We start from the raw sequence: 11,507 nt of genomic DNA on the forward strand, positions 1-11,507 counted from the left end.
GGCTGCGATCTGTTGATCTTGTGGTTAAAAACAACATCAAAAGATCGCAGCCTGCGGCAGCTCCTACCGGGCGTTCACCTCAACTGATTTTGCCGTCGCAGGCTTCAACACCAGCCACAACGCGATCGCAATCAACACCCCGCCGTAGATGTGCGCCATCGACAGCGGCTCATCCAGCAACAACGCCCCCCACAGCACGCCGAACGGCGGAATCATGAAGGTCACGGTCATTGATTTCACCGGGCCGATGGAACTCAGCAGGCGGAAGTAAACGATGTAGGCAAACGCCGTGCACCCCAGACCCAGGCCAAGCAACGACAGCCAGACATTCCAGCCACCCCAGCTGACGGGCGGCTGAGTGGCCACGCTGTAGGCAAACAGCGGCAGCAGGAACAGCGTCGCCCCGAGCATGCTGCCCAAGGCGGAAAGACGGCTGTCCAATCCACCGGCCTGATCCAGCCAGCGCCGTGCGAGGAATCCGGCAAAGCCATAACAGGTGGTCGCCAGCAGGCAGGCGAGGGCGCCCATCAGCAGTTGCATGTCGAATGCCACGGGACCGGCGCGCGTCAGCACACCGACACCGAACAGGCCGAGAAACACTCCGCCGAGTTTCGCGGCGGTGAGTTTTTCACTGAAGAACAACCCGCCAATCAGCACGCCCATCAATGGCGTGGTGGCGTTGAAAATTGCTGAATAGCCAGCCGGCAGCACCTGCGCGGCCACCGAGTACAACGTTGCCGGAATGCCTGAGTTGATCACGCCGAGCAGCATTACGGTTTTCAGTTTGCCTTTGAAATCCCAACTGATGCGCATCAGCCCGAGAATCACCAGCAGGCCGACGGCGGCAATCGACACGCGAAAGAATCCGGTCGGAATCGTGCCGATCACCGGCGCAATAATGCGCATGAACAGAAAACTCGCGCCCCAGATGGCCGCCAGCGACAACATACGGAAAATATCGACAGGGCTCACGGCGGTCTCCTTCCAGAATCGGGACGAGAGTGTTGCCGAGCGCCCTGATGAAGGCAACCGCTATTCGGGCATGCAACTTTTCGCTCAGATTACAAAACGCGTGACCAGCCCGTTGAGGTCAACGGCCAGGCGCGACAGTTCCTGACTGGCGGCAGAGGTCTGCGTGGCGCCGGCAGCGGTTTGCGTCGACAGATCGCGGATGGTCACCAGATTTTCATCGACCTCGCGGGCCACCAGTGCCTGCTGCTCGGCGGCGCTGGCGATCACCAGGTTGCGCTGATTGATCTGCGCAATCGATGCGGTGATTTTCTCCAGGGCCTGCCCGGCACTGTTGGCGCGGCGCAAGGTTTGCCCCGCCTGCTCGGCACTGCTTTGCAGCGCCCCGACAGTGGCACCGGTGCCTTGCTGGATGCTGCTGATCATCAGCTCGATTTCTTCGGTGGAGTTCTGTGTGCGTTGCGCCAGCGAGCGCACCTCATCGGCGACCACCGCGAAACCGCGCCCGGCCTCACCGGCGCGCGCCGCTTCGATCGCGGCGTTGAGCGCCAACAGATTGGTCTGCCCGGCAATCCCGCGAATCACTTCCAGCACTTTGCTGATGTCCTGCGCCTGTGTGGCCAAGCCTTCAGCTTGCTCGGATGCGCCGAGCACGGCGCTGACCAGTTCCTGAATCGAGCTGATGGTTTCGCTGACCTGCACATGGCCGTGCTTGCTGTCCTCGTTCGACGCCTCGGACGCCTCGGCGCTGGACACCGCGTTGGCCGCGACTTCATCCACCGCCGTACTCATCTCGGTCACGGCGGTGGCGGCCTGTTCGATTTGATCGTTCTGCTGCTGCAGGCCACGGGTGCTTTGTTCCATCACCGAACTCATTTCCTCGGCAGCGGAAGCCAGTTGTTGCGCCGATTCGCTGATACCGCGAATGGTCGAGCGCAGATTGCCCTGCATCTCGGCGAGGGCGTCGAGCAACTGCGCGGCCTCGTCTTTACCGCTGCTGGCAATCTCGCCACTGAGGTTGCCGGCGGCAATGCGTCGCGCCACCTCCAGCGCCTGATTGATCGGCGTGGTGATGCTGCGAGTCAGCGCCCAGGCCAGCAGCAGGGTGGCGATCAACGCGACCACGATGATCGTCGCGACAATCCACAGTGCCCGCTGATACATCGCCGCCGCTGCTTCGGCCGCGGCATCGGCGCCTTGCTGATTGAGCGTAATCATTGCCTCCAGCGTCTTGTCGAGCACTGCGCCCTGCGGCGCCAATTCGTTGTTCAAACGGGCGGAAGCCTGTTCGTTCTGGCCTGCGTCGATCTGGCTGACGATCTGATCGAGGATGCTCAGGTATTTGCCGACGGCGATACTCAAGCTGTCGAGCATTGCCTGTTCTTCATCACTGGCAATCAAGGCCTTGTGGTCGCTGAGGCGTTTGAGCAGTTCTTCACGCTGCGCCTTGAGAATGCCTTTGCTTCTGTCTCGACTGGCTGCCTGGGTATTGGCCGTCAGGCGCAACGATTCGAGACGGATGCTGGCGATGTTCGCCGCCGCGTCATGAATGCTTTCGATGCTCGGCATCCATGATTCTTCGATCACCGCTGCGCTCTCGCGCAGGGTCTTCATCTGGGCAAGCCCGAACAGGCCAACCACCACCAGCAGACCGGCCAAAACGGCAAAACTCAAACTGGCGCGCAAACCGATGCGCAGATTGCGGATAGACATCTTTGTGCTCCTTGATCTTTGAGGGAGAGGTCGTCCTCGTCAGCGAGGATCTTGTTTTGCGGGGGGTAATGGCGGGATGTATATCAAAGTGCCACTATTTTGGTAAGACCAATCCGGGTGGTGTCACGAAGCATCGCCCCGTTGCGGGAAAACCGCGGGCTAGAGAGGTGCACTGGTAATTGTCTGCCAAGGCCGGTTATTTCGCGGGCTGGCGCAAAGGCACCCGCGAGACTGAACAGGTGATTTTTTGACCGAACGGTCGATTTAAAAAACTTTGCAAAAAACTGTGTCGGATTCAAAGGCCCCTTCGCGAGCAAGCTTGGCTCCAACAGGATCGTGGTACGAACTTGCCGTGCTTTTGGCAGAAATTGCACTTCACCTGCGCCCGCATCCGTGGCTAAGCTCAGGCACAGATTTCCAAACGCACGCCGAGGTCTCCTTTATGCCGCAGCAATGGCCAGCCACCGACATCGCCCGCATGATCCTCGATGGCTTTGACGATTACCGCGAGCATTTCCGGCGGATCACGGATGGCGCCCGCGAGCGCTTCGAGCAGGCACGCTGGCAGGAGACCCAAACCGCGTCGGCGGCGCGGATCAACCTTTACGAAGAAAAAGTCGGCGAAACCATCGCCCGTCTGCGCGAATATTTCGACGATGAAACGCTGATGAATGTCAGCTGCTGGCCGCTGGTGAAAAGCGCCTATATCAGCGTCATCGACCTGCGTTTCGACGATGAGCTGTCCGAGACCTGGTACAACTCGATTTTCTGCGGCCTGTTCAGCCATGACCTGATCAGCGACGGCTGCATGTTCATTCACACCACACGCCCGAGCCTGCGCCGTGCCCGCGCCGCGCAAACCCGCACGTACAAGCCGCAGGGCCAGTTGTCGGGGATGCTCGCGAGCATTTTTGCCGACTACCGTTTCAGCGAGGATTACGCTGATTTGCCCGGCGACCTGCCGCGTCTCGAAGCGCAACTGCGCGAGAACCTGCCGGACTGGGTGTGCAAGGACCCGGAGCTCAGCGTCGAGTTGTTTTCCTCGGTGCTCTACCGCAACAAGGGCGCGTATCTGGTCGGGCGCATCTACACCCGCGACGAACAGTGGCCGCTGGTGATTCCGCTGCTGCACCGCGAAGGGCGCGGGATTCAGATCGATGCGTTGATCACTGACGAAGCCGATGTGTCGATCATCTTCTCGTTCACCCGTTCGTACTTCATGGTCGATGTGCCGGTGCCGGCGGAGTTCATCGGCTTCCTGCGGCGCATCCTGCCGGGCAAGCACATTGCCGAGCTGTACACCTCGATCGGTTTCTACAAGCACGGCAAATCCGAATTCTATCGTGCGCTGATCAATCACCTGGCCAACACCGACGATCAATTCATCATGGCCCCCGGCGTGCGCGGCATGGTCATGAGCGTGTTCACCCTGCCGGGCTTCAACACCGTGTTCAAGATCATCAAGGACCGGTTCTCGCCGTCGAAAAACGTCGACCGAGCGACGGTGATCGAAAAGTACCGACTGGTGAAAAGTGTCGACCGGGTAGGGCGGATGGCCGATACCCAAGAGTTCGCCGATTTCCGTTTTCCGCTGAGCAAGTTCGATCCGGCGTGTCTTGAGGAATTGCTGGAAGTCGCGCCATCGACGGTATCGGTCGAAGGCGAAACCGTGCTGATCCGCCACTGCTGGACCGAGCGGCGAATGACCCCGCTCAATCTCTACCTGGAAAACGCCAACGACGCGCAAGTGCGCGAGGCGCTGGAGGATTACGGCCTGGCGATCAAGCAACTGGCGGCGGCGAATATCTTTCCCGGCGACATGCTGCTGAAGAACTTTGGCGTTACTCGTCACGGCCGCGTGGTGTTTTACGACTATGACGAGATCTGCTTTCTGACCGAGGCCAACTTCCGGCACATCCCGGCACCGCGCACCCCGGAGGACGAAATGGCCTCGGAACCGTGGTACTCGATCGGGCCACTGGATGTGTTCCCCGAGGAATTTCCGCCGTTCCTGTTTGCTGATTCGGGGCAGCGCAAGTTGTTCGATCAACTGCATGGCGAGTTGTACAACGCCGATTACTGGAAGAGCCTGCAGGAGGCGATTCGCGCCGGCAAAATCATCGACGTCTTCCCGTACCGCCGCAAAGGCCTCGATAACGAATAACTCCCCCTGAATACATTGTGGCGAGGGGATTTATCCCCGATGGGGTGCGAAGCACCCCCAAAACCATTCAACTCAGACGCTTCAGATCGACGTTGATATCCAGTCGGCGACTGCTGCGCAGCCGATCGGGGATAAATCCCCTCGCCACAAGAGCACCTCGCAGTCGTGTTCGGTGCCGCAAATCTGCGACAATCGGCCCCCTGCACAAATAGACGACCGAATTGCCTACCCGATGACCGACGAATCGCCCTCCATCGACAAACTGCTGAAAAACCTCGACCACGCCATGCTCGCCGACCGTCACCGGCTGCGGCGGCAGTTGCTTGAGCTGCGCAAGAAACCCGACGAGGCCAAACTGGCCCAGTGGGTGACGCGCATGCAGGCGTCCTGTGATCAGGTGCTGGCGCGCAAGGCCAGCCTGCCGGTGATTCGTTACGACGACAGTTTGCCGATTGCCGCCAAGCGCGACGAAATCAAAAAGGCGCTGGAAAAGCACCAGGTGCTGATCATCGCCGGCGAAACCGGTTCGGGTAAAACCACCCAGTTGCCGAAAATCTGTCTGGAGATCGGGCGCGGCCAGCATGGCTTGATCGGCCATACCCAGCCACGCCGGATTGCTGCGCGCAGCGTCGCCAGCCGTGTTGCCGAAGAACTTGGCACGCCGCTCGGGTCGCTGGTCGGCTATCAGGTGCGTTTCGAAGATCAGAGCGATGCCAACACCCTGATCAAGCTGATGACCGACGGCATCCTGCTCGCGGAAACCCAGAACGATCGCTACCTCGAACGCTACGACACGATCATCGTCGACGAAGCCCACGAACGCAGCCTCAACATCGACTTCCTGCTTGGTTACCTGAAAACCCTGCTGCCGCGTCGTCCGGATCTGAAAGTCATCATCACCTCGGCGACCATCGATCTGGAGCGTTTTTCCAAGCATTTCGACGATGCGCCGATTGTTGAAGTCTCCGGCCGTACCTTCCCGGTCGATACCTGGTATCGCCCGCTGACGCTGGAGCAGGACGAGGAGGGCAACCGCGTCGAGGATGACCTGACGGTGGATCAGGCGATCCTCGCCACCCTTGATGAAATCGCCGCTTACGAGCGCAGCGAACGCCGCAGTCCGGGTGACGTGCTGGTGTTCCTGCCGGGCGAGCGCGAGATTCGTGACGCTGCCGACATGCTGCGTAAAGCCCAACTCAAACACACCGAAATTCTGCCGCTGTACGCGCGCCTGTCTCCGGCCGAGCAGCAGCGGATTTTCCAGTCGCACCCGGGCCGTCGCGTGGTGCTGGCAACCAACGTTGCCGAGACGTCGCTGACCGTGCCGGGCATCCGTTACGTGATCGACAGCGGCACCGCGCGCATCAGCCGTTACAGCTACCGCGCCAAGGTGCAGCGCCTGCCGATCGAGGCGATTTCCCAGGCCAGCGCCAATCAGCGAAAAGGTCGCTGCGGCCGGGTCGAGCCGGGTATTTGTATTCGTTTGTACAGCGAAGAAGATTTCCTCGGTCGCCCGGAATTCACCGATCCGGAGATTCTGCGCACCAACCTGGCTGCGGTTATTTTGCAGATGCTCCATCTACGGCTTGGCGAGATCACCGCATTCCCGTTTATCGAGCCGCCGGATGGCAAGGCGATCAGCGACGGTTTCAACCTGCTGCAAGAACTCTCGGCGGTGGATCGCAACAGCCAGTTGACGCCGCTCGGTCGCCAATTGGCGCGCTTGCCGGTCGACCCGCGCATGGGGCGCATGCTGCTTGAAGCGGCGAAACTCGGCAGCTTGCAGGAAGTGCTGATCGTCGCCAGTGCGATGTCGATTCAGGATCCCCGCGAGCGGCCGCCGGAGCGTCAACAAGCGGCCGATCAGGCCCACGCGCAATGGAAAGACGTTGATTCTGACTTCGCCGGATTGGTGAATCTATGGCGTGGTTTTGAAGAACAACGCCAAGCGCTGACAGCAAGCCCGTTGCGCAACTGGTGCCGGAAGAATTTCCTCAACTATCTGCGTCTACGCGAATGGCGCGATTCCCATCGCCAGTTGAGCCTGATCTGCCGCGACATGCAGCTCAGCGTTAATAAAGAGCCGGCGGATTACCCGAAACTGCACAAAGCGGTGTTGGTCGGTTTGCTCAGCCAGATCGGTCAGAAAACCGAGGACGGCGATTACCTCGGCGCGCGTCAGCGGCGCTTCTGGATTCACCCCTCGTCGGGCATCGGCAAGAAGCGCCCGCAATGGCTGATGACCGCCGAACTGGTGGAAACCACCAAGCTATACGCGCGCATGGTCGCCAAGATCGACGCCGACTGGATCGAGCCGCTGGCCGGGCACTTGATCAAGAAAAACCACTTCGAACCGCACTGGGAGAAGAAGCGCGGCCAGGTCGTGGCGTTTGAACAGATCACCCTGTTTGGATTGATCGTGGTCGGTCGCCGCCCGGTGCATTACGGCCCGGTCGATCCAGTGGTTTCGCGTGAGCTGTTTATCCGCGAAGGTTTGGTGCGCGGCGAGATTCAGTCGAAAGCCAAGTGTCTGAACGCCAATAAACAACTGCTGGAACAACTCGACGAACTGGAAGCCAAGGCCCGTCGCCGTGACATTCTCGCCGACGAAGAAACCCTTTACGCGTTCTACGACGCGCGGCTGCCGGCGGAGATCCATCAGACCGCGACGTTCGACAGCTGGTATCGCATCAACAGTCAAAAAGATCCGCAGTTGTTGATCATGCGCGAAGAAGACGTGCTGGCCCGCGAGGCCAGTGAAGTCACCGCACTGCACTACCCGGACACGCTGCACATCGGCGATCTGGAGTTGGCGCTGACCTATCACTTCGAGCCCAATCACCCGCGCGACGGCGTGACCTTGCGGGTGCCGGCGCCGCTGCTGCCGATGCTGCCGCCGGAGCGTCTGGAGTGGCTGGTGCCGGGGCTGATCGAGGCCAAGTGCATCGCCCTCGTGCGCAACCTGCCGAAAGCGCTGCGCAAGAACTTCGTGCCGGTGCCGGACTTCATCAAGGCTGCCTTGCAACGCATGACCTTTGCCGAAGGTTCGTTGCCGCAAGCGCTGGGCCGTGAACTGCTGCGCATGACCGGCGCGCGGGTCAGCGATGAAGCGTGGGCGGAAGCTGAGCAAGGGGTTGAAGGGCATCTGCGGATGAACCTGGAAATCGTCGACGGCCAGGGCAAGTTCCTCGGTGAAGGGCGTGATCTGGCCGAGCTGACCGCGCGGTTTGCCGAGGCCAGTCAGGCCGCATTGGCGGTGCCGCAGAGTGCGAAAAGTCAGCAGCCGGTCGAGGCCAAGGTCTTCGCGCCGGTGGCGGAAAAGACTCAACAGAAGATCGCCGGGCTGTCGATGACGGTGTATCCGGCGCTGGTTGAAGAGGGCGGCACGGTCAAGGAAGGGCGTTTCTCGACGCCGGCCGAGGCCGAATTCCAGCACCGTCGCGCGTTGCAGCGCTTGTTGATGCAGCAGTTGGCCGAGCCGGCGAAATTCCTGCGCAGCAAGTTGCCGGGGCAGACCGAATTGGGCCTGCTTTATCGCGATCTGGGTCGGGTCGATGCGCTGATCGAAGACATTTTGCTGGCCAGCCTCGACAGCTGCATTCTCGAAGGCGAAGACCCGTTGCCGCGTGACGGCGCCGGTCTGGCAGCGTTGGCGGAACGCAAACGCGGTGGCTGGACTGAGCACGCCGAACGCGTGGCGCGCTTGACGCTGGAGATCCTCAAGGTCTGGCACGCTCTGCAAAAGCGCTTCAAGGGCAAGATCGATCTGGCGCAGGCGGTGGCGCTGAACGACATCAAGCAGCAGATCAGCCATCTGGTGTATCCGGGGTTTGTCCGCGAAACGCCGATGCAGTGGCTTAAAGAGCTGCCGCGTTACCTGAAAGCGGTCGAGCAGCGTTTCGAGAAACTCGGCGCGCAGCTGCAGAAGGATCGCGTCTGGAGCGGCGAACTCGCCGGCCTCTGGGCGCAATACCAGACCCGCGCGGCCAAACACGCGCAGGAAGGCAAGCGCGATCCGCAGCTTGAGCTGTACCGCTGGTGGCTGGAGGAATACCGGGTGTCGCTGTTCGCCCAGCAGTTGGGCACCAAGGTGCCAATCTCCGACAAACGCCTGAGCAAACAGTGGAGCCAGGTAGAACCCTGATCTGGCGTAATCCCCCCGATCCCCTGTGGCGAGGGGATTTATCCCCGATCGGCTGCGCAGCAGTCGCAAAACCAACACTCTCGGTATGACTAATGAACCGAGGTGTCAGGTTTGGGGCGGCTTCGCCACCCAACGGGGATAAATCCCCTCGCCACAAAAGTGCGCCCTTGCAGTGAATGGCGGTTGTGCTTGAGAAAGGCGCCAAATCCCTGCGTTTATGGCAAACTTCGCGACCATAAACGCCGGTTTCGCGACCCAGAGCCTTCGGCGATGTCGCGCAGCGGAATAAAGCGATGCCAGGTTTGTGTCCCCCGGTTGGGAATAGACCCTTTGTGTGTTGGTACGACGGTTCCAGCACTTTCTGCCTGAACAGATTAGAGAAACGACCATGCATAACGTCGTCATCAGCGGCACCGGCCTGTACACCCCGGCCAACAGCATCTCCAACGAAGAGCTGGTGCAGTCTTTCAATACCTACGTCGCGCAGTTCAACGCCGACAACGCCCAGGCCATTGCCAGCGGCGAAGTCCAGGCCCTGACCGAATCCAGCGCCGCCTTCATCGAAAAAGCCTCGGGCATCAAGAGCCGCTTTGTCATGGACAAGGACGGCATCCTCGACCCGCAACGCATGGCCCCGCGCCTGCCGGAGCGTTCCAACGACGAATGGTCGGTGCTTTGCCAGATGTCCATCGGCGCCGCCGAACAGGCCCTGCAACGCGCCGGCAAAACCGCCGCGGACATCGACGGCGTGATCGTTGCCTGCTCCAACCTGCAACGCGCCTATCCGGCCATCGCCATCGAAGTTCAGGAAGCCCTGGGCATCCAGGGTTTCGGTTTTGACATGAACGTCGCCTGCTCCTCGGCAACCTTCGGCATTCAAGCCGCCGCCAACAGCGTGCAACTGGGCCAGGCCCGGGCGATCCTGATGGTCAACCCGGAAGTCTGCACCGGTCACCTGAACTTCCGTGACCGCGACAGCCACTTCATCTTCGGCGACGCCGCGACTGCGGTGATCATCGAGCGCGCTGAAACAGCGACGTCCAAGCACCAGTTCGACGTGGTCAGCACCAAACTGCTGACCAAGTTCTCCAACAACATCCGCAACAACTTCGGCTTCCTCAACCGTGCAGCAGAAGAGGGCGTCGGTGCCCGCGACAAGCTGTTCGTGCAGGAAGGCCGCAAGGTGTTCAAGGATGTCTGCCCGATGGTCGCCGAGCTGATCGGTGAGCATCTGCAAGAGAACCAGCTCAACGTTGGCGATGTGAAACGCTTCTGGCTGCACCAGGCCAACTTGAGCATGAACCACTTGATCGTGCGCAAACTGCTCGGTCGCGAAGCCACCGAAGAAGAAGCTCCGGTGATTCTCGACACCTACGCCAACACCAGCTCCGCCGGTTCGGTGATTGCGTTCCACAAGTATCAGGACGATCTGGCCGCCGGTTCGCTGGCTGTGTTGAGCTCGTTCGGTGCCGGTTATTCGATCGGCAGCGTGATTCTGCGTAAACGCTGATTGCGTTTCAAAAGATCGCAGCCTGCGGCAGCGCCTACACGGATGGTATGAAATCCGTTCTTGTAGGCGCTGCCGAAGGCTGCGATCTTTTGTTTTTAACGCTTTGCAAAGAGACGCCAATGGCCGCAATGGACGACACTCAACTGCTCGAACGCCTGTTGGCCGGCGAGCAAAAAGCTTTCAAGGAGTTGGTCAGCACTTACCAGAGCGCCATGCGCGCCGTGGCCTATGCGATTGTTGGCCAGCGTCATGTCGAAGAAGTGGTGCAGGACGCCTGGCTGTCGGTTGTGCGACACATCGCCAGTTTCGAAGGGCGTTCCAGTCTCAAGACCTGGCTGTTGACCATCACGGCCAACTCAGCCAAAAGCCGTTACAAACAAAATCGCCGCGAAGTGTTGATGGATGACCTGCCTTCGCCCCATGGCACCATCGACGACGAGCGCTTTTCTTCCGGCGACGGCCACTGGCTGATCGCCCCGTTCGCCTGGCACCAGGACACACCGGAAGCGCTGCTGACCGAGAGCGAGTTGCGCGACTGTCTGGAACACACGCTGTTGAGCCTGTCGGAACTGCAAAGCAGCGTTTTGCTGTTGCGTGAACGCCAGGGGCTGGAGTTGGAGGAGATCTGTAATCTTCTGGAGATCTCGCTCTCCAATGTCCGTGTGCTGCTGCATCGTGCGCGGCTGAAAGTCTTCGCGACCGTGGAGCATTTTGAGGAGACCGGGGAATGCTGACCTGTAAGGAACAAGTGGCGCGCTCCAGCGATTATCTCGATGGGCAATTGAGCTTTCGGGAAAAATTGATGGTGCGTCATCACTTGATGTTCTGCCCCAATTGCCGGCGATTCATTCGCCAGATGAAATTGATGCAAGCCACGCTGAAAGCGCTGCCTGAGGAACCTGAAGAAGGCGTGGATGCCTTGGCCGAACGCCTCGCCGAACAACGCCGCAAAGACCTGTAGGAGCTGCCGAAGGCTGCGATCTTTTGATCTTGTTTTTAAAGATCAA

General features: G+C 60.1%; 7 protein-coding genes. 5 read left to right on the forward strand and 2 right to left on the reverse strand.

Features of this window, described 5'->3' with window-relative positions; translation table 11 throughout:
- Window positions 1–63: 63 nt before the first annotated feature.
- Window positions 64–972 (reverse strand): DMT family transporter, encoded by a 909-nt coding sequence (locus PMI37_RS26240; RefSeq protein ID WP_008086868.1) that lies wholly within the window; start codon window positions 970–972, stop codon window positions 64–66.
- An 84-nt stretch (window positions 973–1,056) separates the two neighbouring features.
- Window positions 1,057–2,682: a methyl-accepting chemotaxis protein gene (locus tag PMI37_RS26245; RefSeq protein ID WP_008086869.1), complete on the reverse strand. Its 1,626-nt coding sequence runs from the start codon at window positions 2,680–2,682 to the stop codon at window positions 1,057–1,059.
- Between the two features lie 442 nt (window positions 2,683–3,124).
- On the opposite strand from PMI37_RS26245, the gene aceK reads away from it, so the two are divergent.
- The 5 genes from aceK to PMI37_RS26270 all read left to right on the forward strand — a co-directional run bounded on the left by aceK (window position 3,125) and on the right by PMI37_RS26270 (window position 11,461).
- Window positions 3,125–4,846, forward strand: a complete 1,722-nt coding sequence (gene aceK, locus PMI37_RS26250; protein WP_008086870.1) for a bifunctional isocitrate dehydrogenase kinase/phosphatase — start codon at window positions 3,125–3,127, stop codon at window positions 4,844–4,846.
- Between the two features lie 232 nt (window positions 4,847–5,078).
- Window positions 5,079–8,990: an ATP-dependent RNA helicase HrpA gene (gene hrpA, locus PMI37_RS26255; RefSeq protein WP_008086871.1), complete on the forward strand. Its 3,912-nt coding sequence runs from the start codon at window positions 5,079–5,081 to the stop codon at window positions 8,988–8,990.
- Between the two features lie 388 nt (window positions 8,991–9,378).
- Window positions 9,379–10,500: a beta-ketoacyl-ACP synthase III gene (locus tag PMI37_RS26260; RefSeq protein WP_008086872.1), complete on the forward strand. Its 1,122-nt coding sequence runs from the start codon at window positions 9,379–9,381 to the stop codon at window positions 10,498–10,500.
- A 119-nt stretch (window positions 10,501–10,619) separates the two neighbouring features.
- Window positions 10,620–11,234: an RNA polymerase sigma factor gene (locus PMI37_RS26265; RefSeq protein ID WP_008086874.1), complete on the forward strand. Its 615-nt coding sequence runs from the start codon at window positions 10,620–10,622 to the stop codon at window positions 11,232–11,234.
- Complete coding sequence (locus PMI37_RS26270; RefSeq protein ID WP_008086876.1) at window positions 11,228–11,461, forward strand: anti-sigma factor family protein; 234 nt, start codon at window positions 11,228–11,230, stop codon at window positions 11,459–11,461. Before PMI37_RS26265 ends, PMI37_RS26270 begins: the two co-directional genes overlap by 7 nt.
- Window positions 11,462–11,507: the final 46 nt, after the last annotated feature.

Origin of the sequence: Pseudomonas sp. GM80, from assembly GCF_000282515.1 — a bacterium.
Lineage (GTDB): Bacteria > Pseudomonadota > Gammaproteobacteria > Pseudomonadales > Pseudomonadaceae > Aquipseudomonas.